Here is a 21,897-nt window from a genome sequence, read left to right on the forward strand (position 1 = left end):
CAGGATGTTGCCGCAGCCTACGCCGCTCCACCCGTATCTCGTGGCGCCACCACGCGTTGAAGTCATACACATAGACGAAGCCTTCGTGTTCGCGGAGACGAAACGCAGTCAGTGGCAGTTCGTTTGCCGCGGTGGAGAACTGCAAGACGCCCTCATGAGCTTCGCCGTGACGCCTGCCACGAATGCTGAACGTGTGCAGATGCTCGTTGGCCCAACCCATGACTACCTGGATGACATTGTGCAATTGTCCGAGCGTCAAGTGCTCAGGAACGAGGACGCGTCGCCAAACCGGCGGGCACAGGCCGCTCAGAGCAATTCGAAGTTGAAGGACGGAGATCACCGGCCCAGGAACGGAAGCCATGCGCGCATTTTAGGTGCCTCATTGGCCTCTCAGCAGTGGCACGGTCGTCTGCCCCCGCTTTGGCGCGGTCTCCTTGAAGGACGGAGTTTGCCGGCCCAGGATCGGGAGCCATGCGCGCATTGAAGGTGCCTCATTAGCCTCTCGGCAGAGAACATCGACGTTGCCCCCGATTTGGCGCGGTCTCCTAACATCCGACGCTCGTCCACCGCTCCGATGGCCTGCCGGAGCCGTAGCCCAACGTCAACATGGGTTCTGCAGACGGATACGTCTCAACTGTTGCCACAAGCCGCGACTTTTGGCGGGTCTCACGCGCGCGCGTGCGAGGGCTGCAGGCTGGATAGCAAGCAAAGCATGGCACCTACCACATAGCAGCGGCTTTCCGATGGCATATGCTGCGACGCAACACTTTTGTTAACCCTGATATGAGGAATCTTTAAGTCTCTGTACATTGGCTGAGCAGTACCGCTATTTACCCGCGTTTCCACCCGGCGACGCGGGTTTTTTTCGACCAACGGATTAAAGATCGGAGATCGCGAGAAATCAGGAGTAACAGAGAGGCACTAAACGTAATCGAATCAAATACTTACAAGACAAACATAGTTCTCTGTTTTTTGTTTTCTCCGGGTAGGTGTCCCGTCAGTGTCCCATCTCGCCACCCGCATCCCAATCGCGATAGCGGTGCTTGTCCGCAGGTCAACGCCGCGGCGGTCATCAACATGACGCGCGTGCGCATCATGCAGCACAAAAAGACAATGCATGATACTGTCACATTTTTCTGGGGGTCAAAAAAAGACGCCATTTTTGGCGCCTCGGCAAAGACAATGCTGCATTGCGGAAATTGTAACGAGGGACCGTTGCCATCAGAAAAACTAGGGTTTATACTAACCCTTGTCTCCTCCTTGTCTCCTCGACATGGATTCAACCCGCCTCCTTTGGCGGGTTTTTTTCGTCCGAGCGCTTTGGAGTGCGGCGTGTGGCACCTCCAAGAAAATCGCCGCCATAAAAGCAAAACCCCCCAGTACCTTTGTACTGTGGTACTGACGCTCCAGGCTACTCGGTGCCCCGATAACCAACTGGATTGCGTAGTGAGAGCGCGGGCATCGCTGATAGCGGCTAGCGATGGGCATGACCAAAAGTGCCGGAGCCTGCTGTTCGCAGCTCAAGCGCTTGCGCCACATGCCAAACTTGCCGATTGCCAACCTTGCTGACGTCAAAACGCACTCAGGTTTCCTCCCCTGTTACGCCCCAAGGGTCAGCATCTCTCGCCAGACGGGGTCCGCTGTACCACCGGCTTCATCAGTACGGGCTTTTCCGCAGTCTGCTATTGCTTCTGCCAAGCGGGCAATTTCTGCTCTCTAGGGCATGTATCGCCGAGCCTCATCCAGGCGCCTGTCCCGGACGCGTCACGGGGTGAGTCCAGTCCACCATCTTCCCCGTATAAGTAGGCATCAGGCCATAGGTCTACGGCCCGTTCCGTGGCCGCCTACAAGTGACTGCGCATTCCCTCGAAGCACACCTTCAGCATGTGTTCGACGATCTCGTCGGTGCCGAGCTTGCTGTAGAGCTGTAGATATTCCACCGCCGGGTCGCAGGTGCGGGCGTAGTAGCTGAACAGGATCACGTCGTCGGGCAGCGACGGGTCCAACTCTCCGGCCTTCTTGGCCTCGCCGACGAGCTTTTCCAGTTGCCGGTTGAGCTTGAGCACCCGCGTCACGTAGCGCAGGTTGCGGGTCAGCATCTCGCGCACGTGGGGGCTGGTGGACGGCAGGAACGGCAGCCCGCCGGTCAGGCGGACCCGCAGAGCCCATTCCAGCAATGCGCGCAGCCGCGCAAGCCCGGTCATGTCCACCGGCAATTGTTCAAGGTACTCGAGCGCACCGTCGATCAGCCGGATCAAGGCCTCACCGACCAGATCCTCCTTCGATTTGAAATGCTTGTAGAGGCTGGGCTTGGAGATGCCGACCTCCAGCGCCACGTCGTCCATGGTCATCAGGTCGAAGCCCTTGATCCCCAAGATACGCGTCGCCGCATCAAGAATGGCGTTCTCGCGAAGCTTGAAGGCCTGGTCCTTAAAACTGAGCCTGCCGAAAATACTCATTAGTAATTATCGCTACTATGTAGTAATCTTTTTTCCAATGCGGTACGAATCCATCATAGCACCCATCCAGGCACAGCGATGTCGAATTCAGAAGAACCCCGGCAGAGCCGGTCCAAAAACCCCGCCAGGCACAGGGTTGCCGGCGCCGTTGCCTGTTTCCTTTGTGGCGAGGATCAGGCATGAGTGGCGCACCCGGTTCCTATCCGCGTGGCCAGCGCATCGCGGTGGTCGGCGCTGGCATCTCGGGCCTGGCGAGCGCATATCTGCTGTCGCGCCGGCACAACATTACGCTGTTGGAGGCCGGCAATTACCTCGGCGGCCACACCAATACCGTCGACGTGGAACTGGAGAGATCGTGCCATCCGGTCGATACCGGCTTCCTGGTTTTCAACGACCGGACCTATCCCAACCTGATCGCGCTGTTCGCGGAACTGGGCGTCACTGCCCACCCAAGCGATATGTCGTTCTCGGTGTCGCTGGACCGGGGCCGACTGGAGTGGGCGGGCAGCAATCTCAACACGGTGTTCGCGCAGCGCCGCAACCTGGTTTCCCCGAGTTTCCTGTCCATGTTACGGGATATCGCGCGCTTCAATGGCGCGGCCGAGCGTAACCTGGTCATGGCCACGCAGAGCGGCTGCTCAGTCGGCGAACTCCTGAGCGGTGGCGGCTATGGCCATCCTTTCCGCCAGAACTACCTGCTGCCGATGGCCGCCGCAATCTGGTCCAGTGCCACTGCGGATATCCTGCGCTTTCCGGCGGCGACCTTCCTGCGCTTCTGCCTGAACCATGCCCTGTTGCAAGTCAACAACCGGCCGCAGTGGAAAACGGTGCTTGGCGGCGGGCGCGAGTATGTACGCCAGATTGCGGCGCAACTCGGCAAGCGCGGGGCCAGCATCCGTTTGTCGACGGCAGTGCAGAGCATCCGGCGACACGACGCGGGCGTGGACCTGCTGACCGATAACGGCCCCGAGCACTTCGATGCCGTGGTGCTGGCAACCCACGCCCCGACCACGCTGCGTATGCTGGTCGATGCCGATCCTACTGAGCGTTCCGTGCTTGGCGCGGTGCAGTACCAGCCTAACGTGGCGATCCTCCATACCGATCCCGCCCTGTTGCCGCGCCGGCGCCAAGTTTGGTCGGCCTGGAATTACCTCGGCCGCTCGGTTGGCACCAACGGCCGCGATTCGAGCCCGGACGACTGCGCTGCCGACCCTGCCCGTCCGGTCTGCGTCAGCTACCTGTGTAACCAGCTCCAGCCGCTGCCCTTCAAGACTCCGGTAGTCGTGACGCTCAATCCGATCGCGCCGCCGGCACCGGGCACTGAACTGGGCCGCTACCAATACCAGCATCCCGTCTTTGACCTGGCCGCGGTGGCGGCGCAAGCCAGGGTACCGGCGTTACAGGGCCGGCGCCGCACCTGGTTTGCCGGTGCCTGGACGGGCTATGGCTTTCATGAGGACGGCCTCAAGTCCGCCCTGCGCGTGGCGGCCGATTTCGACGCATTGCCTGATTGGGCACGAATATGAGCGCCGCTTCCGACAAGCCTGCTGCCTGGCTGATGGTCGGGCGCGTGATGCACGAACGCCTGCGCCCGGTGCGCAACCGTTTTGTGTATCCGGTGTTTTTCCTTCGCTGCAATCTCGACCGTCTTCCTGCCTTGCGCCACTGGTGGTTCGGCATCGACTGCTGGGCGCCGCTCGCCCTCTACACGCGGGATTATGGCCCGCGCGATGGCAGCGGACTCTCGTCGTGGATGCGCCAGTTGCTGACGCAGGCCGGCCTGCCCGTCGACGGTGAGATCTGGTTGCAGACCTTCCCCCGGGTTTTCGGCTACGCCTTCAATCCGGTCAGTTTCTGGTACTGCCATGACTGCGCCGGTGACTTGCGCGCGGTGCTGGCGGAAGTTAACAACACCTTCGGCGCCAGCCACCGGTATCTGCTGTCGGCACCAGACCAAGGCGTGATCGGTGTCAGCACCGTGCTGACCTGCCGCAAGGCCCTGCATGTTTCGCCCTTCTGCCAAGTCGAAGGCGGCTACACGTTCCGATTTCGCGATACCGAGGGCACCGCATTTGCCGGCATCGACTATTACGACGCGGGGGGCCTGCTGATCCGCACCGCGATTGGCGGGCGGCGCTTGCCGTTTTCGCGTCCCAATGTGCTGGGCGCACTGGCGCGGCAGCCATGGCTCACGATATCGGTGATGGCACGTATCCACTCGCAGGCCCTGCGCCTGTGGCTGAAGAAGGTGCCTTTCCATGGCAAGAACCCCGCGCCATCGGCTACGCCGGCAGATGCCGTTTTTGCCGGTGCGGCTGGCGCCTCCCGCCCCGCCGGTCCACCCGGTCCGGCAAACCGCAACCCCTCCACCAACCTGCCGCAGTCCGAGGATAACCAGCCATGACGCCTTCCCGCGCGCTTACCTTGCCGCCCGACGGTGCCCCTGCGTCAGCCCGTCTCTTTCTGACATTGCTCGAACGTATTTGCGTCGGCCACCTCCTGCTGGTCACGCCTGCGGGCGAGCAGCGCCTGTTTGGCGACCCCCACGGCGGTCCCGGGGCGCGCCTGGAGCTGCATGACTGGCGCGCCTGCGGTGAGATCCTGCGCGCCGGTGATATCGGTTTCGCCGAGGCCTACCGGGCGGGCTGGGTCGACAGCCCGGACCTGACCGCGCTGCTGCGCCTGGCCATCCGCAACGAGCCAGCGCTACCGCAGACCGTGGTCGGCAGCTGGCTGGCGCGGCTGTGGTACGGCCTGCGCCACGTGTTGCGCCCCAACAGCCGCCAGGGCAGCCGGCGCAATATCCATGCACACTATGACCTCGGCAATGCCTTCTACCAGCGCTGGCTAGACCCGAGCTGGACCTATTCCGCCGCGCTGTTTCAGGGCGAGAAGAATCGCTCGCTTGAAACCGCGCAGTACGCGAAGTATCAGCACATTGTCAACACCCTCGCCCTCAAGCCCGGCATGCGCGTGCTGGAAGTCGGCTGTGGCTGGGGCGGCTTTGCCCTGCACGCGGCCCGCCAGGGTATTCAGGTGCACGGTATCACCATTTCCGTGGCCCAGCTTGAGGTCGCCCGGCGGCGCGTGGTCGAGGCGGGGCTGGAAGGGCTCGCCAGGCTGGAACTGCGCGACTATCGCGACCTCGACGGCGAGTACGACGCCATCGTCTCGATCGAGATGTTCGAGGCAGTGGGCGAGCGTTACTGGCCCTGCTACTTCGGCATGCTGCGCCAGCGCCTGCGGCCCGGGGCACGCGCGCTGGTGCAATCGATCACGATCGCGGAGCAGCGCTTCGAAGCCTATCGTGCCAGCAGCGACTTTATCCGAGAGTATGTGTTTCCCGGCGGCATGCTGCCAAGCCCCCGGCGCTTTCTGCGCGCTGCCTTGCAGGCGGGGATGGACGGCCGCGCCGCACTGGCCTTCGGCCCCGATTACGCGCAGACGCTGCGCCACTGGCGTGCCGCCTTCGAGCAGGCGCTGGACGATATCGCCGCGCAGGGCTTCGACAATACCTTCGTTCGTACCTGGCGGCTCTATCTGTGCTACTGCGAAGCGGGATTCGACGAAGGCCGTACCGACGTCATGCAGTTTGTCTTGCAAAGGGCGGGGTGAGATGCGCCGCGCCGCTGTCGCCCTCATCATGACCATTCTCTGCGCGCCTGCCCTAGCCGCGGCCGGCTGGCGTGCCGACGTACAGCCCGCCCGCCTGTCGGGCGAAGGCGAGTTCCGCGTGTTTGGCTTCCGATTCTATACCGCCCAGCTCTGGAGCGTGCGTCTGCCGCTCGCGCCGCAGGCTCCCTTCGCGCTGCAACTGACCTACGACCGCGGCATCAAGCGCGAGCGCCTGGTCGAAACAAGCCTGGACGAGATGAAGCGCATCGGCAGCGCCGGCGGCACCGCACCCGGCCCGCAACAGCTCGAAAGCTGGCGGGCGCACATGGCGCTTGCCTTTGTCGACGTGCGGCCCGGCGATACGCTTACCGGAGTGTTCGTGCCCGGCAAAGGCGTGCGCTTCTACGCCGGTGAGCAACTGACCGCGGAAATCGATGACCCGGACTTCGCCAAGGCCTTCTTCTCGATCTGGCTCGATCCCGCCACCCGTGCGCCAGCATTGCGCCAGCGTCTGCTCGGGCTGACGCGATGAACACCCCGGGCGCCGCGTCCGCCGCCACGGTTCCCGCCATGGCGGCCTATGGCCTGCTCGGGATGCCGCTAGCCATGGCGGCACTGCCAGTCTATATACAGGTGCCGGCCTACTACGCCAGCGAACTGGGACTGGCCTTGTCTGCCACCGGCACGGTACTGTTCGCAGCCCGCTTGGTCGATACCGTGCAGGATCCCTTCCTCGGTCGCTGGATCGCCCGGCTTATGCAACGCGGCAAGCTGACGCCAGCATTATGGCTGGCGTGCCTGATGCTGGCCGCCACCTTTGCCGCGCTGTGGCTGCCGCCGGTGCGGGGCGCCGCGCTGGCGGCCTGGCTGGCCCTCACCCTTGTACTGGTCTACAGCGCGCACAGCGTGGTCAGTATCGCCTACCTGGCCTGGGGCGCGCGCCTTTCCCGCGACCCCGCCGCCCTGACCCGCGCGGCTGCCTGGCGCGAAGGAGCGGGCCTGGCGGGCGTGATGCTGGCCAGCGTGCTGCCTGCCTGGCTGCTGGGTGCCTCTGGCTGGCCCGCGGAGCCGGCCATGGCCAGCTACGCTCTGCTGTTTGCCGCCTTGCTGCTGGCGGCGCTGTGGCTATTGCTGCGGCGCGCGCCAGCCTGGCGCCACCATGACGCAGGGGTGGCGGGCTGGCGCGCCACATTGGCCAACCGCGGCTTCCGGCATTTGCTGCTGCCCTATTTCCTCAACGCCGTCTCGGTATCGATACCGGCTACGCTGGCCCTGTTTTTCATCCAGGACCGGCTCGGTGCGCCGCAGTTGTCCGGGGCATTCCTGGCCACGTATTTCGCCGCAGGCGCCGCAGGCCTGCCACTCTGGACCCGGCTGTCGGCCCGGCTCGGGCCTGCACGCGCCTGGCGCCTCGGCATGGTACTGGCGGTAGCCGCCTTCGTTTGGGCGGCGGGGCTCGGCGCGGGCGATACCGGCGCCTATCTGGCGGTCTGCGTGGTGGCTGGCCTGGCACTCGGTGCCGATCTTGCCTTGCCGCCTGTGCTGCTGGCCGGCCTGATTCCCGCCGGGGAGCAGCCCGCCAGCTACTACGGCATCTGGAGCCTGCTGGGCAAGCTGGCGCTCGCGCTATCCGGCCTGGCTCTGCCCTTGCTGGCGTGGTGCGGTTATCAGCCTGGCGCCGGTGGTAGTCCGGCGGGCAGCCATGCGTTGGCGCTGGTCTACGGCGGCCTGCCCTGCGTATTCAAGCTCGCCGCCATGCTGTGCCTGCGCACACGTGCGACATCCCAATCCCCAAAGGAGAAGCCAATATGACCCGCGTCGGCCTTCCCCGCCTGGTGCACCGCCCCTATCGGTATCGGCGCTGGCTGCTGTGTTCCGCCTTCTCGCTGGCGGCCTGCACCGGCCCGGATATTTCCCGGTACGCGCAGCAGCAGCCAATGCTTGATGTGCCCGCCTTCTTTACTGGCAAAACCGAGGCGTGGGGCATGTTCCAGAAACGCGGGGGCGAGGTCGTCAAGCGCTTTACGGTGGCTATCGAAGGCCGCCGGCAGGGCAACGACTTCGTGCTCGACGAGCATTTCAACTACAGCGACGGCACCGCCGAGCAGCGCACCTGGACGCTGGCGCGGCAGCTCGACGGCACTTGGCGCGGGCGTGCCGGCGATGTAGTGGGCGAGGCGATCGGACATAGCGCCGGCAACGCCCTGAACTGGCGTTACACGTTGAGGCTGCCGGTGGGCAACACCACCTATGACGTGCAGTTCGACGACTGGATGTACCTGGTCGACGCGCACACCATGATCAACCGCGCCAGCGTCTCGAAGTTCGGCTTCGAGGTGGGGCAGGTCACGGTGTTTTTCAGGCGACCGCGGTAACGGCCGCAGCTGGCTGCCGCCGGTCCGATCCGATCCGCTGTTGCTATTAGTTCAATCAGAAGAGGCAAGCATGGCCTGGATGGCACTCAATCCGCGCTGGACCGAATGGAACGGGAAACGGGTATGGCTGGTCGGCGCTTCGAGCGGCATTGGCGCGGCGCTGGCGCGCGCCCTGCTTGCACGCGGCGCCTGGGTGGCGCTGTCCGCGCGGCGCGCCGAAGCCTTGAGAGTGGTGGCGCAAGACGACGCAAAGGCGCTCCTGTTACCAATGGACGCCACCGACCCCGGCGCCTGGGGCCCGGCGCACGCCAGCCTGCGCGAGGCGTGGGACGGCGTCGACCTGGTGGTGTTCTGTGCCGCCGACTACCGCCCACTGCGCCCCTGGGAACTGGAGGCCGAAAGCGTGCGCCACACCATCGAGACGAATCTGAACAGTGTCTATTACGGATTGCAGTCCACGCTCGCCGATATGCTGGCACGCGGCAGCGGCAGCCTGGTGCTGGTGGCCAGCGTGGCCGGTTATATGGGACTGCCCAATGCCACAGTTTACGGCCCGACCAAAGCCGCGCTGATCAACTTGGCGGAGCTGCTCTATGCGGAACTGCATCCACATGGACTGGGCGTCTACCTGGTCAACCCCGGCTTCGTCAAGACCCGGCTGACGGCGCATAATGCCTTTCCCATGCCCGCTCTGCTCACGCCTGAGGTCGCCGCCGAGGCTATCCTGCGAGGCCTGGCGCGAGGCCGTTTTGAGATCGATTTTCCGCGCCGCTTTACCCGGCTGCTCAAGCTGGCGAGCCTGCTACCGTACCGGTTGCGCTTTGCAGCGCTGCAAAAAGTAATGGATGCGTCGTGACCCATCTGACCCCACCGGCTCCACCAATCCCGCTGGACGCGTTGCTGCACTGGTACGAAACCCTCTCGCCGTCTTCGCTGGGCGACATCGCGCGCTTCTACTCCGAGGATGCCCGTTTCAAGGATCCCTTCAACGACGTGCGCGGGCGAGAGGCTATCCGCCGGATCTTCGCTCATATGTTCGTTGCCGCGGACAACCCGCGCTTCGTGATCGCCGAGAAGATCGGGCAAGCCGGCGCGACCCAGGCCTTTGTGGTGTGGAACTTTCACTTTGTACTGAAGGGGAAGCCGCATCAGGTCCATGGCAGTACACACTTGCGCTTTGATGAGAGCGGCTGCGTCACTTTTCATCGGGATTACTGGGATGCCGCGGAAGAACTCTGGCAGCAATTGCCGGTGCTTGGTCCCATCGTAGCCTGGCTGCGCCGCCGCTTCGCCACGCCGCTCCGCTAGCCCACGGGTTTCCTGTGCTGGATCGCCGCAAGACCGAGTGCCTCTGCTCCAGCAGGGATTAGCACCGTTTAGCCTGCGCCGAGCCGCCCGAACTCGAACAAACACTCGCGCGCGGTGCCCCAAACCTACGGAACTGCGCGGCAAGCTCGACCAAATGGGACGTTTGCTAACGCCGTGTCATGGAATGGCTTCCCGGCTGCAGTAAGGCCGCCCCTATTGAGACTTGTATAAATCATGACAACCGATTCGAGTCTCACGCGTTATCTGAYCAAGGCGTTGATCGGGAGTCGATTGCATGRCTGGGAAGATGGACGAAGCGACCAGAAAGCGGGTTCGCGCTGGACGGATGCTGTTAGCGAACAAGCCGGTCGCGGAGGTTGCGGCTGCGGTGGGCGTGGCWCGGCAGACGGTGTACACATGGAAGGCGCGACTGGACGAAGGCGGCTTCGATGCGCTGCGCACCATGGCCCGTGGACGGCCGTCGTTGCTCGACGATGCCCAGCGCGAGCAGTTGTGTCGTGCTTTGCTGCAGCGCCCCACCGAGCATGGCTTTGGCACCGAACTGTGGACGCTCAAACGGGTGCGTCTACTCATCGAGCAACGCTTCGGGGTGTCATACAACGAGGCCCATGTCTGGCGAATTCTGGATTCGCTCGGCTTCTCGCCCCAACGCCCAGACCGACGCGCTATCGAACGCGACGAGGACGCCGTGCTGGCGTGGAAGCAAAAAACCTGGCCCGCGCTCAAAAAATGGGTACGCGGGAGCAACGGCTGATCGTCTTCATTGACGAGTCTGGACTTTCGGAGCGACCCACGCGCGTGCGCACCTGGGCGCCGAAAGGTCAAACGCCAGTCATCCAGTTTCATTTCAACTGGAAACATGTCTCGGCCATCGCGGGCCTCAGTTATCACAACTGCCTGTTCCGCCTTTACGACGGCGCGATCAAGAGTGCACAGATCGTGGAGCTCCTCAAGGCACTGCGCGCGCACCTCAAGCGCCGCCTGATGATCATCTGGGACGGCGCCGCGCAGCACAAGAGTCGGATCTCGTGCGCGACTACCTCGATAGCACGGATGGTGCCGTGCAGATGGCCTTTGTCCCGCCCTACAGCCCGGACCTGAATCCAGTGGAGTATCTCTGAGCCTGGCTCAAGCGCCATGCCCTGGCCAACTTCTGTCCACACTCGCTCACCGAACTCCAAACGACCGCCCGCAATCGGCTGCGCAGCGCACAGCAACGCGCTAGCATCATTGCCGCGTGCTGGAAGCAGGCCGAGTTGTGGTGATGTCATCATTTATACAAGGATCAATAAGCTGCGCGTCGATCGCAGATAAGTGAAAGATCGGCCGCCACGGAAAGCCAAATGGTATCTGTTAGATACCTATCTGGTATCAGTTAGGTAACCCCAAGCGTTCTCTGTCCCCCTCGAATTGCCACCCGCCGAGTCCACCACGTTCGTCACGCAGTGCCGCTGGCAGTGGGATCGCGCTCCGGGCCCGCCACCACGCCGGCATCATGCAGCCGGCCTATGGCGGCGCCGTCCAGCCCCAGGATTTCATGCAGTACCTGGTTGGTATGCGTGCCCAGCAACGCGGCCGGCAAAGTTGCCTCGCGCTCGATCGACGGAACCCGCACGGCCGCTCCGGCCGCAAGATGTTCGCCGATCCCTGGCGTCGCAATGCGCTCGAACACCGGATTGGCAAGGCTGACACGCGGATCGCCGGCCAGCAACTCGCCGACCGTGCTGTAGCGGCCCCAGCAGACCTTGCGCGCTTCCAGAAAACGCTCCGCCTCGGCCTGCGTGCGGGTGGCAAACCAGGGTGCGACCAGCTCGGCAATGGCCTCGCGGCAGGCAAACCGATCGGCCTCGTCGCCCAGGTTCAGGCCGGTACGCTGCTCCAGCGCAGTCACCTGCCCGGCAATGCCGCAAGCCTCCACCAGCGCTTTCCATTGCCCGGCCGAGATCGCTGCCACCATCAGGCGGCCGCCGTCCAGCGTGCCGAAGTCGCGGCCGAAGGCACCATACAGGTGGTTGCCGATCGACGGCCGCTCCTGCTGCAGCAATTCGGCCTCGGCCAGCAGGCCAAGATGCGACAGCATGGTGAAGGCCATGTCCGACAGCGCCAGCTTCAGCTCCGCGCCTGCGCCCGTGCGCCGGCGCTGCTCCACCGCCGCGACCACGGCAAAGGCGGCCTGGTACGCGCAGGCAATGTCCCACGCCGGCAGCACATGGTTGACCGGCCTCTCACGCGACCCGCCGCCGGTGACAGCCGGATATCCGGTGGCGCAATTAACCGTGTAGTCCACCGCCGTGCTGCCGTCGCCGTTGCCTTGGATGGTGCAGCTGATCATGTCCGCGCGCCGCGCGGCCAGCGCCTCGTGCGCGAGCCACGGCGTGCCGATATTGGTCAGCAGCACGCCCGCATCCGGCCCTGGCGCCGTCGCCAGCGCCTGCACCAGCTCGCGCCCTTCGGGCTTGCGCAGGTCAACCGCGATGCTTCGCTTGCCCTTGTTCAGCGCGGTCCAGTACAGGCTGCGCCCTTTGCCGTCGGCCTGCGGCATGCGCGGCATGCGCATGTAATCGATGCCGCCGCCGATCATGTCCACGCGGATCACGTCTGCGCCGAACTGCGCCAGCGTGAGGCCGGCCAGCGGCGCCGCGATGAAGGCCGAGCTTTCGATCACGCGCAGCCGGTTGAGGAAGGGGTAGGTCATGGGGGCGGTCCGGTTCGTATTGGCTGCGGCGTCAGGCGCGTTCGAACACGGCGGCGATGCCCTGCCCGCCGCCGATGCACATGGTTTCCAGCCCATAGCGCGCGCCGCGCCGGCCCAGCTCATGCATCAGCGAGGTCATGATGCGCACGCCGGTGGCGCCCACCGGATGGCCCAGCGAGATGCCGGACCCGTTGACGTTGAAGCGCTCCGGATCGTTCCAGCCCCAGCCCTTGGCGCAGGCCAGCGCTTGGCAGGCAAAGGCTTCGTTCAGCTCCACCAGGCCCATGTCGTCGAAGCCCAGCCCATTCTTGCCGAACAGCTTCTTGACAGCCGGCACCGGGCCGATGCCCATGTGCGACGGCTCGCAACCGGCCACGGCCCAGCTATGCAGGTAGCCGATGGGCTCCAGGCCGAGTGCTTCCAGCTTGTCCTCGGTCACGATCAGGCAGGCGGCAGCGGCATCGTTCTGCTGGCAAGCATTGCCCGCGGTGACGATGCCGTCCTTCATCAGGGGCTTGAGCCGCGCGAGCTGCTCGATGGTGAGATCGCCACGGATGCCCTCGTCCTCACTCACGATCAGCGCCTCGCCCTTTCGTTGCGGCACGCTGACCGGCACCACCTCCTGCGCGAACTTGCCGCTGGACCACGCGGCGGCGGCGCGCTGGTGGCTGCGCAGCGCAAAAGCGTCGGCCTCCTCGCGCGAGATGCCGTAGTCGCGCGCCAGGTTCTCGGCGGTCTCGATCATGCCGGAGATACGGCCAAAGCGGGATTCGGGCTGCGAGCGCTCGCGCCCGCGCTCCAGGCGGTCATGGAACTTCACGGTGCCGGCGCGCTTGCCCCAGCGCATGTCGGTGGTGTAGTACTCCACGTTGCTCATGCTCTCGACGCCGCCGGCCATCACGACATCGGCGGCGCCGGTCTGCACCATCATCGCAGCCGTGGCGATGGCTTGCAGGCCGCTGCCGCAGCGGCGGTCCAGCTGCATGCCGGCAACGCTGATGGGAAAGCCGGCCTGTAGCGCCACCCAGCGGCCTGTGCAAGGCACTTCGCCGTTGGCGTAGGAATGGGCGAACACCACATCCTCGATGCGGGCCGGATCCAGGCCCGTGCGCTCGACCACGGCGCGCGCCACGGTGGCGCCGAGTTCTTCCACGGAGATGCTGCGCAGGCTGCCGCCGAACGCGCCGATCGGCGTACGCAGCGGGGAGACGATTGCGGCTCGTTTCATGATGGCGTCCTTTGTTCTTGATGCAGTTCGTCAGTGCCGAACCGCGGGGTTTCCCTGGCGAAGAAGGCACGTACGCCTTCCTGCGCTTCCTTGGAACTGAAGACGCGGTCCGACAGCGGCAGTGCCCGCCGCATGGCCTCGTCTTCGGTAGTGTCAAAGCTCAGGTCGATGGCCTGCTTGCACAGCGCCAGCGCCAGCGGCGGGCGCTGCGCCAGCGTGGTGGCCAGCGCCAATGCGGCTTGCAGCGCCTGGCCCGGCGGCGCCACGCGATTGACCAGGCCCCAGGCCAGCGCGGTGCCGGCGTCGATGGCCTCGCCCAGGAACATCAGCTCCTTGGCACGCCCTTCGCCCACGCGACGCGTGACGCGCACCGGGCCGCCGCTGCCGGGGAACACGCCCAGCTTGATCTCGGGCAGCGCGAAGCGCGCCGTCTCGTCCGCCACGATCAGGTCGCAGCAGACCGCGATCTCCAGGCCGCCGCCAAACGCCAGGCCATTGACCGCCGCCACCGTCGGCTTCGGGAAATCGTCCAGCCGCCCGAACACCGCATGCTGCAAGGCAAGCTTGCCCGGCACGATCTGCCCGGGCCGCATCAGCGGCCGGAACTCGGCGATATCGGATCCCGCGCAGAAGGCACGGGTGCCGGCGCCGGTCAGCACCACGGCGCGCACGGCGGGATCGCGTTCCAGCGCGTCCAGGGCACGGTCAAGCGCCTCGGTCAGGCCGCGGAAGACCACGTTCAGCGGCGGGTTGTCCAGCATCAGCGTGGCAATGCCGTCTTTGGCGGAGCAACGCACCGGCCCTGCCGAGATCTCAGCCATAGCGCCCACCGGTCACATGCAGCACTTCGCCGGTAATGAAGCTGGCGCGCTCCGAAGCCAGGAAGGCCACTGCATCGGCGATGTCGCCCGGCCGGCCAACCCGCTTGATCGGCTGCGCGGCGACAGCCCGCTCCTTGATGGTCTCGTAGGTGGGCAAGGCCTGCACCATCTCGGTTTCCATGAAGCCAGGCGCCACGCAATTGACCGTCACGCCGTAGCGCCCTTCCTCCAGCGCCAGCGCCTTGGCCATGCCGATCAGCCCGGCCTTGGCCGCCGCGTAGTTGGCCTGCGTGGGATTGCCGAGGTGCGCGCGCGAGCTGATGTTGATGACCCGTCCCCAGCCCTGTTCGATCAAGCGCGGCATCACGGCCTTGGTGGCCAGGAAGGCGCCCTTGAGCATGACCTCCATCACCAGATCCCAGTCCTCCTCGGTCATCTTGACGAGGTACTTGTCGCGTGGAAAGCCGGCGTTGTTGACCAGGATGTGCACCCCGCCAAAATACGCGACGGCTTCATCCACCAGCCGCTGCACGTCGGCGCTCTTGGTGATGTCCGCGACGATGCAATGCGCCTGCAAGCCGTCGGCGCGCAGCGCGGCGGCCGTGGCTTCGGCCTGCTCGCGCAGAATGTCCGTGATCACCACCTTGACGCCCTCTTGCGCCAGGTGGCGTGCCGTAGCCGCGCCCAGCCCGCGGGCCGAGCCCGTGACGATGGCGACTTTGTCCTTGATCTGTAGATCCATTCGGTTCTCCTCGGAATACGTGTATCGGGATGACTGCGCAAGCAGCGTCAGATTGGAGCGGGCGGCTGGCCCAGGTCCACGCGCCCGGCGTTGAGCACCACCACGCCGCGTTCCAGCGCCGTGGTGCGCAGCGACACCACCGGGCCATCGACCCAGATCGCCGTGCGCAGCGTTTCGCCGGGCAACACCGGGGCCGTAAAGCGCACCCGCATGCCGCGCACCGTCGCGGCGTCGTAGCCAAGCACGGTTTTCAGCACGGCGTGCATGGCGATGCCCATGGTGCAAAGGCCATGCAGGATGGGCCGTGAGAACCCGGCCGGCTGCGCCACCGCCGGGTCGGCGTGCAAGGGATTGAAGTCCCCGTTGAGCCGGTAGAGCAACGCAGCCTGCGGCAGCGTCGCCAGATCGCACACGGCATCCGGCTCGCGCTCGGGCATCCCATGCGGAGGCGGCGGCGAGCCCGCCGTGGCGCCGCCGGCGGCAAAGCCGCCATCGGCGCGCAGCATGGTTGTCTGGGTGACGGTGGCCAGCAGGTCGCCGGTGGCCGCGTCATGCACCTGGCGCTCCTGCATCATCAACGCGCCTTTGTCCGGGCCTTTGTCGTATAGCGCGGTGACCTTGTTCCGGCCAACCACCCGGCCCTGCGCCGGCAACGGACGGTGCAGCACGAACGCCTGCTCGGCATGCACCAGCTTCTGCCAGGTGATGCCGGTGTCCGCTTGGTCGGCCCAGAAGCCGCTGTAGCCCAGCACGTTGACCAGCGAGGGCAGCGCCTGCAGGCCGCCGCGCGCGTGCTCATAGACGTAGCGCAACTGGCCCGCGTCCAGCGGATCGGCGCCCAGGCCGATGCCCAGCGCGTAGCACATGCTGTCGCGCGCGCTGTAAGCCTGCTCGACGGGCGCAAACTGGCGGCTGAGGAGTTGCTTGGGATCGAGAGGCATGGCGGATCTTCTGGTCGATGGTGATTGCGTCAGGCCTGCGCTGCGGCGCCGCGGATCATGTTGCGGGCGATGACAACCTGCTGGATCTGGGTGGTGCCTTCAAAGATGCGGAACAGGCGCACATCGCGGTAAAAGCGCTCGATGCCGCTGTCGGCCACATAGCCGGCACCGCCAAAGATCTGCACCGCGCGGTCGGCCACGCGGCCGCACATCTCGGAGGCAAACAGCTTGCAGCAAGCCGCCTCGGTGGAGACGTTCAGGCCGTCGTCGCGCTTGCGCGCGGTATCGAGCAGCATGCTGCGCGCGGCGTACAGTTCCGCCTGGCTGTCGGCCAGCATCGCCTGCACCAGCTGGAAGCTGGCAATCGGCTGGCCGAACTGGCGGCGCTCGGTGGCATAGCGCAGGGCATCGCGCAGCATCCGCTCGGCCACGCCCACGCAGACGGCGGCAACGTGGATGCGCCCCTTGTCCAATACCTTCATCGCGGTGCGAAAACCCTGCCCCGTGTTACCGGCGCCGCCGATAATGCGGCTGGCCGGCACCCGCACGTTGTCGAAGATCACATCGCAGGTATGCGAGCCGCGCTGGCCCATCTTGCGGTCCCGCTTGCCAAAGCTGATGCCCGGCGTGCCGGCGTCCACGATAAAGGCGGTGATGCCAGCCGCGCCCGGGATGGCGGCGTCCGTGCGCGCCATCACCGTGAAGATGCCGGCATAGGGCGCATTGGTGATATAGCGCTTGGTGCCGTTGATCACGTAGTCATCGCCGTTTGCGCTCGCGGTGGTACGCAGGGATGCGGCATCGGAGCCGGCCTCCGGCTCGGTCAGGGCGAACGAGGCCAGGATCTCGCCGCTGGCCAGGCGCGGCAGGAATGCCTGCTTCTGCGCATCCGTGCCATCCATCAGGATGCCTTGCGAGCCGATGCCGATGGTGGTGCCGATCAGCGAGCGGAACGCCGGCGAGGTCTGGCACAGTTCGATGGCGGCAAGCGCCTCTTCTTCGGTGGTGAGCCCCAGCCCGCCGTACGCCTCCGGGATGGTCATGCCACACAGGCCGAGATCCTTCATGCCTTGCACGATGCGCGGCGGGATCTCGTCGGTTTCGTCCACCAGGCGCTCGGCGGGCACCAGTTCCTCGCGCACAAAGTGCTGGATGCTGTCGAGCAGGGCGTTGAGGGTTTCGGCGTCGCGAATCATCGGGGCAGCTCCGTCACCTCGATCACGGCGTCGACGGCAAAGGCGCCCTGTCCTTGCGGCATCGCAAACACCGGATTCAGGTCCACCGATTGCAGGCGCGGGCCAGCCTGGTGCGCAAACACAGACAGCCGCGCCAGCATGCCCGCCAGCGCCTTGATATCCACCGGCGGCTTGCCGCGCGCGCCCAGCAGCAGCGGCGCGCCCTTGATGGAGCGGATCATCTGCTCGGCCACGTCCTCGCCGAACGGGCAACGGTGCAGCACCACGTCCTTCATCACTTCCACAAAGATGCCGCCCAGCCCGAACATGGCCACCGGGCCAAAGACCGGATCGCGCTGGATGCCGAGAATGCACTCCACGCCGCCGCTGAGCTGTTTGGCGACCAGCACGCCTTCGAGGCGCGCGCCCGGCACGGCCTCCTTGCCGCGAGCAATCAACAGGCCGAAGCCGGCACGCACGCCCTCGGCATCGGTGATGTTCAGCAGCACGCCGCCGATCTCGGACTTGTGCTGGATGTCCGGCGACAGGATCTTGAGCACCACGGGATAGCCCAACGCCTCGGCCGCCGCCACCGTCTCGCTGGCCGTGGCGCAAGCGCGTTCCGGGGCCACGGCGATGCCGGCCTGCGCCAGCACGCGCTTGGCCTGCGCCTCGCTGGGCGTGCGTCCCGGCAGGTCCACAGCGGGCACCGCGGGCGGCGGCAAGCTGGGAGCCCGCTCAAACGCTTGCCCAAAGCGGCCCATGGCTTCGATGGCCACCACCGCGCGGGTGGGATCCTCGAATACGGTGAAGCCGTCGGCCTCGTACTCGCGCACACGCTCGGGCGAGGCCAGCACCGACAGCAGGTAGAGCCGGTCAGGATGCTTGTCGCGCACGCCCTTTAGCTGCTCGCGCAGGCGCGGCGCGATCGAGTCGGCGCCGCCTGTGTAGGTAAAGAAACCCAGCACCGACTGGTAGCCGCCCTCGGCCACCACCGCTTGCGTGAAGCGCCCCGCGATGGTCATGTCGTTCAGGAACTGCGCCGTGCAGTCCACCGGGTTGCGCGGCGCGGCAAAGGGCAGCAATGCTCTCAGGTGCTCCTGGGTCGCAGGGGGCATCTCCGGCATCGGCAAGCCGGCCGCTTCCGCCGCGTCGGAAATAATGACGCCGGCGCCGCCGCTGACGGTAATCACGCCCAGGGAATTGTTGGCAGGATAGATGCGGCGCGTGGCCAGTCGTGCCACGTCGAGCATATGCTCGGTGGAGCGCGCCCGCACCACGCCGAACTCGGCCAGCACGGCATCGGTCACCGCGTCGTTGCCGGCCAGCGAAGCAGTGTGCGACTGCGCCGCCGCGCTGCCCACCGCGCTGGTGCCAACCTTCATCATGACCACCGGCTTGCGCGCCTTGCGCGCGGCCTCCAGCGCCTGCATCAGGCGCTGCCCGTCGCGGATGCCCTCGGAGTAGACCGCGATCACATCGGTGTTGTCGTCGTCCACCATGGCGTGGACGATGTCGCCCAGGCTGATGTCGCTCTCGTTGCCGCTCATCACGCAGGCCGACACGCCGATGCCTGCATCGCGCGCAATGCCCAGGATGTGGCTGCCATACGCGCCGGACTGGCTGGCAATGCCGACCCGCCCCGCCACCGGAAAGCCCATTTCCACCACCGAGGTGAAGCTGCCGTAAAATCCGGTGCCGGGATTGACCACGCCCAGCGAGTTCGGGCCAAGCAGGCGCATGCCGTATTTGCGCGCCGAAGCCACCATGCGTTGCTGGATCTGCGCGCCCTCGTCCCCGGCCTCGGCAAACCCGGCGGAAAACACAATGGCCGCCGCCGTGCCGCGTGCCGCCAGTTCCGCTACCACGTCGGGCGCCAGCTTGGCGGCCACCGCCACGATGGCCACGTCCGGCGTCTGCGGAAGGTCGGCCACGCTGGCGTAGGCTTCCAGGCCCTGGATGGTGGCGCGACTGGGGTTGACCGGCATCAGGCGGCCCTGGTACCCCTGGCTGCGCATGTAGTCGATAGGCCGGCCGCCGATGCGCAGCGGATCGTCCGACGCGCCGATGACGGCGACGGAACGCGGGCGAAGGAGACGGACAAAGGGATTACGGTCTGGCATGGCGAGATCGCTTGCAAGAAAAACAGTGGCGGCGGAGAGGGACGAGGAAAAGAAAAGGATCGGATCGGGCCGGCGCGGCAGTCGCCCCTGCCTTCGCAAATCTGGCTTATTCGACTTTGGCGCCGGACGTCTTGACGACCTTTGCCCAACGGTCGATCTCCGAGCGGATCAACGCGCCGAACTGCTCAGGCGTGCCCGGCGACGGCTCGAAGCCCTGCGCGCGCAGGCGCTCCTTCATCTCCGGCGCGTCCAGCGCCTTGTGGATCTCGGCGTTGAGCTTGTCAATGATCGGCTTGGGCGTGCTTGAGGGCGCCATCAGCCCGTTCCACGCCAGGGTCTCGAAGCCTGGCACGCCGGACTCTGCCACCGTTGGCACATTAGGCAGCAGCGGCGAGCGCTTGGCGCCGGTGATGGCGATCGCACGTAGCTTGCCGCCATTGACCTGCGGCAGCGCCGAGAACATCAGGTCCATCACCAGCTGGGCATTGCCCGCCATCACGTCCGCCATGGCAGGCGCGCTGCCGCTGTACGGGATGTGGGTCATCTTCACCCCGGCCATCGAGCTCAGCAGCTCGATGGCCAGGTGCGTGGACGAGCCGTTGCCCGCCGAGCCGAAGTTGATCGATCCCGGCTTGGCCTTGGCCGCGGCGATCACGTCCTGCACCGTCTTGTAAGGCAACGACGGGGTCACCATCACCAGCATCGGGCCGCGCGTGAGCTCGCTCACCGGCGTGAGATCGGTCTTGATGTTGTAGCGCAGGTTCTTGTAGAGCGAAGGGTGGATCGAATGCCCGGTCGTCACCAGCAGCAGCGTGTAGCCGTCGGGCGCCGCGCGGGCCACCTGTTCCGCGCCCAGGTTGCCGGAGGCGCCGGGCTTGTTTTCGACCACGAACGGCTGGCCCATGCTGTCACCCAGCTTCTGCGCCAGCAGGCGTACCACGATGTCATTGGTGCCACCCGGCGGGTAAGGCACGACGATCTTGACGGGCTTGGCAGGAAAAGTCTGCGCTAAGGTAAGCGCGGGCAAGGTGAGCGCGGCGGTGGCCGCAACGGCAGCGGCAAGCCAGCGTTTCGTGCTGATCATCGATTGTCTCCGGTCTGAGGTCAGGCGCGGCCAAACGTGTGCCTGGCGCCCTCGGCTTCTTTGTGCCTGTTTCAGAAACAATCGTAAGCAATGCCATATACTTAATCCAATACTTTACATGCACCGAGCTATACACGAGGTATATGGATGGACCTGCGTCAACTCAAGCAATTCGTCGCCGTCGCCGAGACCAGCAGCTTCAGCCGGGCGGCAGAGCGGCTCTTCATGGCACAGCCGCCGCTTTCCGTCGCCATCCGCAAACTGGAGGAAGAACTCGGCACGCCCTTGTTCGAGCGCACTGCCCGCGGCGTACGGCTGACCGCCCCCGGCGAAGCCGCCCTGCAAGCCGCCAGGAAATGCCTGCAGAATGCGGAAGAAGTCAGCGCGGCCGCGCGTGCGACCGCCAGCGGCGAAGCCGGACGGCTACGCATCGGGTTTATCGGCTCGGTCACGTTCGGGTTGCTGCCGCGGCTGATACAGGCGTTCACCAAGCGCCACCCGCATGTCAAGCTGGAATTGCGCGAAGGCACCAACCTCGAACTGCTATCGCTGGTGGAAAGCGGCGAGCTTGACGTGGGCTTCGTGCGCGTGCCCACCGCCCGCCCGGAGAACGTCCGCTTCCAGCTGATCCAGACCGACGTATTCTGTGCCGCGCTCCCGCGCGGCCACGCCCTGGCCAAGCAGAAGCAGGTCGCCTTGCACGACCTCGCCGACTACCCCCTGATCGGCTACACGCCCTCACGCGTGGGCGGCCTGCAAGCCGCGGTGTCGCACCTGTTCGCACGCGCCGGCATCAGCCCCTACATCGCGCAGGAAGCCGTACAGGTGCAGACCGTGGTAGGGCTGGTGGATAGCGGGCTCGGGGTCGCCCTGGTGCCGTCTGTCAACGCATCCCACTCATCGGGCCGCGTGGTATTCCGCCCGATCTCCGACCTGCCGCCGGATGCGTCGATCGGCATTTCGCTGGCGTATCACGCGCTGGCCGAAACCGCTGTCACGCAACGTTTTCGCGAGAGTATCGAGGCAACGACGGAGAAGGCGCCTGGGGCCAGGCGGGAGGTAGTTAAGCGGAGCGGAGGTAGGCGCCAAGGGTAACGCGGCCGGCCTACGGCTACACGGACTTCGCCCATAGCAACTAGGAGCAATCGTACCTTTCGTGCCTGTATGGACCCGACGCCTTTTGCAAGCTTCTTGTTCGTGATGTCGAAACGGTCTGCATGCATGTATCCGGCTTGCACTTGGACGATAGCCGAAGCACGCCCGCAGCCTCGATGAGATCCGCGCACCCTGTCCTTAGCAAAATCGCGGCG

19 protein-coding genes and 1 pseudogene are annotated in these 21,897 nt (G+C 65.5%); 10 read left to right on the top strand and 10 right to left on the bottom strand.

What is annotated here, in order from left to right; all coding sequences use genetic code 11:
• Both AC1DS6_RS40130 and AC1DS6_RS40135 read right to left on the bottom strand, forming a co-directional pair.
• The coding region (locus AC1DS6_RS40130; RefSeq protein WP_477104577.1) for a plasmid pRiA4b ORF-3 family protein at positions 1-361 on the bottom strand (361 nt) is incomplete at its 3' end.
• A gap of 1,483 nt (positions 362-1,844) precedes the next feature.
• The gene (locus AC1DS6_RS40135) at positions 1,845-2,459 is read right to left on the bottom strand and encodes a TetR/AcrR family transcriptional regulator (protein ID WP_035864517.1); all 615 of its coding nucleotides are present in this window, start codon (positions 2,457-2,459) and stop codon (positions 1,845-1,847) included.
• Positions 2,460-2,638: 179 nt separating this feature from the next.
• On the opposite strand from AC1DS6_RS40135, the gene AC1DS6_RS40140 reads away from it, so the two are divergent.
• The 9 genes and pseudogenes from AC1DS6_RS40140 to AC1DS6_RS40180 all read left to right on the top strand — a co-directional run bounded on the left by AC1DS6_RS40140 (position 2,639) and on the right by AC1DS6_RS40180 (position 11,043).
• Positions 2,639-3,985 carry an NAD(P)/FAD-dependent oxidoreductase gene (locus AC1DS6_RS40140; protein ID WP_477104578.1) on the top strand — a complete coding sequence of 449 codons (1,347 nt, stop codon included), beginning with the start codon at positions 2,639-2,641 and terminating at the stop codon, positions 3,983-3,985.
• Positions 3,982-4,863 (top strand): DUF1365 domain-containing protein, encoded by an 882-nt coding sequence (locus AC1DS6_RS40145; RefSeq protein WP_477104579.1) that lies wholly within the window; start codon positions 3,982-3,984, stop codon positions 4,861-4,863. Before AC1DS6_RS40140 ends, AC1DS6_RS40145 begins: the two co-directional genes overlap by 4 nt.
• A complete protein-coding gene (locus AC1DS6_RS40150) occupies positions 4,860-6,074 on the top strand; it encodes a class I SAM-dependent methyltransferase (protein WP_477104580.1) in 1,215 nt (404 codons plus the stop codon). Before AC1DS6_RS40145 ends, AC1DS6_RS40150 begins: the two co-directional genes overlap by 4 nt.
• Before the next feature lie 28 nt (positions 6,075-6,102).
• Positions 6,103-6,606 (top strand): chalcone isomerase family protein, encoded by a 504-nt coding sequence (locus AC1DS6_RS40155; protein ID WP_477104581.1) that lies wholly within the window; start codon positions 6,103-6,105, stop codon positions 6,604-6,606.
• Positions 6,603-7,886, top strand: a complete 1,284-nt coding sequence (locus AC1DS6_RS40160; RefSeq protein WP_477104582.1) for an MFS transporter — start codon at positions 6,603-6,605, stop codon at positions 7,884-7,886. Before AC1DS6_RS40155 ends, AC1DS6_RS40160 begins: the two co-directional genes overlap by 4 nt.
• Positions 7,883-8,449: a DUF3833 domain-containing protein gene (locus AC1DS6_RS40165; RefSeq protein WP_477104583.1), complete on the top strand. Its 567-nt coding sequence runs from the start codon at positions 7,883-7,885 to the stop codon at positions 8,447-8,449. Before AC1DS6_RS40160 ends, AC1DS6_RS40165 begins: the two co-directional genes overlap by 4 nt.
• A 70-nt stretch (positions 8,450-8,519) precedes the next feature.
• Positions 8,520-9,305 (top strand): SDR family NAD(P)-dependent oxidoreductase, encoded by a 786-nt coding sequence (locus AC1DS6_RS40170; RefSeq protein ID WP_477104584.1) that lies wholly within the window; start codon positions 8,520-8,522, stop codon positions 9,303-9,305.
• Positions 9,302-9,757 carry a nuclear transport factor 2 family protein gene (locus AC1DS6_RS40175; protein WP_477104585.1) on the top strand — a complete coding sequence of 152 codons (456 nt, stop codon included), beginning with the start codon at positions 9,302-9,304 and terminating at the stop codon, positions 9,755-9,757. The genes AC1DS6_RS40170 and AC1DS6_RS40175 overlap by 4 nt, the downstream gene beginning before the upstream one ends.
• 295 nt (positions 9,758-10,052) lie before the next feature.
• A pseudogene (locus tag AC1DS6_RS40180) lies at positions 10,053-11,043 on the top strand (IS630 family transposase).
• A gap of 173 nt (positions 11,044-11,216) precedes the next feature.
• On the opposite strand, the gene AC1DS6_RS40185 reads toward AC1DS6_RS40180, so the two are convergent.
• The 8 genes from AC1DS6_RS40185 to AC1DS6_RS40220 all read right to left on the bottom strand — a co-directional run bounded on the left by AC1DS6_RS40185 (position 11,217) and on the right by AC1DS6_RS40220 (position 20,587).
• Positions 11,217-12,473 (bottom strand): CoA transferase, encoded by a 1,257-nt coding sequence (locus tag AC1DS6_RS40185; RefSeq protein WP_441636946.1) that lies wholly within the window; start codon positions 12,471-12,473, stop codon positions 11,217-11,219.
• 31 nt (positions 12,474-12,504) lie between these two features.
• Positions 12,505-13,701 (bottom strand): acetyl-CoA C-acetyltransferase, encoded by a 1,197-nt coding sequence (locus AC1DS6_RS40190; RefSeq protein WP_441636948.1) that lies wholly within the window; start codon positions 13,699-13,701, stop codon positions 12,505-12,507.
• Positions 13,698-14,522, bottom strand: coding sequence for an enoyl-CoA hydratase/isomerase family protein (locus tag AC1DS6_RS40195; protein ID WP_441636950.1), 825 nt, complete (start codon positions 14,520-14,522; stop codon positions 13,698-13,700). The genes AC1DS6_RS40190 and AC1DS6_RS40195 overlap by 4 nt, the downstream gene beginning before the upstream one ends.
• The gene (gene fabG, locus AC1DS6_RS40200) at positions 14,515-15,264 is read right to left on the bottom strand and encodes a 3-oxoacyl-ACP reductase FabG (protein WP_441636952.1); all 750 of its coding nucleotides are present in this window, start codon (positions 15,262-15,264) and stop codon (positions 14,515-14,517) included. Before fabG ends, AC1DS6_RS40195 begins: the two co-directional genes overlap by 8 nt.
• A 47-nt stretch (positions 15,265-15,311) precedes the next feature.
• Positions 15,312-16,205: a MaoC/PaaZ C-terminal domain-containing protein gene (locus AC1DS6_RS40205; RefSeq protein ID WP_477104586.1), complete on the bottom strand. Its 894-nt coding sequence runs from the start codon at positions 16,203-16,205 to the stop codon at positions 15,312-15,314.
• Between the two features lie 29 nt (positions 16,206-16,234).
• Entirely contained in the window at positions 16,235-17,401 is a 1,167-nt protein-coding gene (locus AC1DS6_RS40210) for an acyl-CoA dehydrogenase family protein (RefSeq protein ID WP_477104587.1), read from the bottom strand.
• The gene (locus AC1DS6_RS40215) at positions 17,398-19,503 is read right to left on the bottom strand and encodes an acetate--CoA ligase family protein (protein WP_477104588.1); all 2,106 of its coding nucleotides are present in this window, start codon (positions 19,501-19,503) and stop codon (positions 17,398-17,400) included. Before AC1DS6_RS40215 ends, AC1DS6_RS40210 begins: the two co-directional genes overlap by 4 nt.
• 106 nt (positions 19,504-19,609) lie before the next feature.
• Complete coding sequence (locus AC1DS6_RS40220; protein ID WP_477104589.1) at positions 19,610-20,587, bottom strand: tripartite tricarboxylate transporter substrate binding protein; 978 nt, start codon at positions 20,585-20,587, stop codon at positions 19,610-19,612.
• Positions 20,588-20,734: 147 nt separating this feature from the next.
• On the opposite strand from AC1DS6_RS40220, the gene AC1DS6_RS40225 reads away from it, so the two are divergent.
• Positions 20,735-21,682, top strand: coding sequence for a LysR family transcriptional regulator (locus tag AC1DS6_RS40225; RefSeq protein WP_477104590.1), 948 nt, complete (start codon positions 20,735-20,737; stop codon positions 21,680-21,682).
• Positions 21,683-21,897 lie beyond the last annotated feature (215 nt).

Source organism: Cupriavidus sp. 05L310, from assembly GCF_056398185.1.

What these genes read in the sequence shown, in the direction of transcription:
- AC1DS6_RS40135 (WP_035864517.1), bottom strand. Translation starts at nt 2,459, where the DNA reads ATGAGTATTTTCGGCAGGCTCAGTTTTAAGGACCAGGCCTTCAAGCTT.
- AC1DS6_RS40140 (WP_477104578.1), top strand. Translation starts at nt 2,639, where the DNA reads ATGAGTGGCGCACCCGGTTCCTATCCGCGTGGCCAGCGCATCGCGGTG.
- AC1DS6_RS40145 (WP_477104579.1), top strand. Translation starts at nt 3,982, where the DNA reads ATGAGCGCCGCTTCCGACAAGCCTGCTGCCTGGCTGATGGTCGGGCGC.
- AC1DS6_RS40150 (WP_477104580.1), top strand. Translation starts at nt 4,860, where the DNA reads ATGACGCCTTCCCGCGCGCTTACCTTGCCGCCCGACGGTGCCCCTGCG.
- AC1DS6_RS40155 (WP_477104581.1), top strand. Translation starts at nt 6,103, where the DNA reads ATGACCATTCTCTGCGCGCCTGCCCTAGCCGCGGCCGGCTGGCGTGCC.
- AC1DS6_RS40160 (WP_477104582.1), top strand. Translation starts at nt 6,603, where the DNA reads ATGAACACCCCGGGCGCCGCGTCCGCCGCCACGGTTCCCGCCATGGCG.
- AC1DS6_RS40165 (WP_477104583.1), top strand. Translation starts at nt 7,883, where the DNA reads ATGACCCGCGTCGGCCTTCCCCGCCTGGTGCACCGCCCCTATCGGTAT.
- AC1DS6_RS40170 (WP_477104584.1), top strand. Translation starts at nt 8,520, where the DNA reads ATGGCCTGGATGGCACTCAATCCGCGCTGGACCGAATGGAACGGGAAA.
- AC1DS6_RS40185 (WP_441636946.1), bottom strand. Translation starts at nt 12,473, where the DNA reads ATGACCTACCCCTTCCTCAACCGGCTGCGCGTGATCGAAAGCTCGGCC.
- AC1DS6_RS40190 (WP_441636948.1), bottom strand. Translation starts at nt 13,701, where the DNA reads ATGAAACGAGCCGCAATCGTCTCCCCGCTGCGTACGCCGATCGGCGCG.
- AC1DS6_RS40195 (WP_441636950.1), bottom strand. Translation starts at nt 14,522, where the DNA reads ATGGCTGAGATCTCGGCAGGGCCGGTGCGTTGCTCCGCCAAAGACGGC.
- fabG (WP_441636952.1), bottom strand. Translation starts at nt 15,264, where the DNA reads ATGGATCTACAGATCAAGGACAAAGTCGCCATCGTCACGGGCTCGGCC.
- AC1DS6_RS40205 (WP_477104586.1), bottom strand. Translation starts at nt 16,205, where the DNA reads ATGCCTCTCGATCCCAAGCAACTCCTCAGCCGCCAGTTTGCGCCCGTC.
- AC1DS6_RS40210 (WP_477104587.1), bottom strand. Translation starts at nt 17,401, where the DNA reads ATGATTCGCGACGCCGAAACCCTCAACGCCCTGCTCGACAGCATCCAG.
- AC1DS6_RS40215 (WP_477104588.1), bottom strand. Translation starts at nt 19,503, where the DNA reads ATGCCAGACCGTAATCCCTTTGTCCGTCTCCTTCGCCCGCGTTCCGTC.
- AC1DS6_RS40220 (WP_477104589.1), bottom strand. Translation starts at nt 20,587, where the DNA reads ATGATCAGCACGAAACGCTGGCTTGCCGCTGCCGTTGCGGCCACCGCC.
- AC1DS6_RS40225 (WP_477104590.1), top strand. Translation starts at nt 20,735, where the DNA reads ATGGACCTGCGTCAACTCAAGCAATTCGTCGCCGTCGCCGAGACCAGC.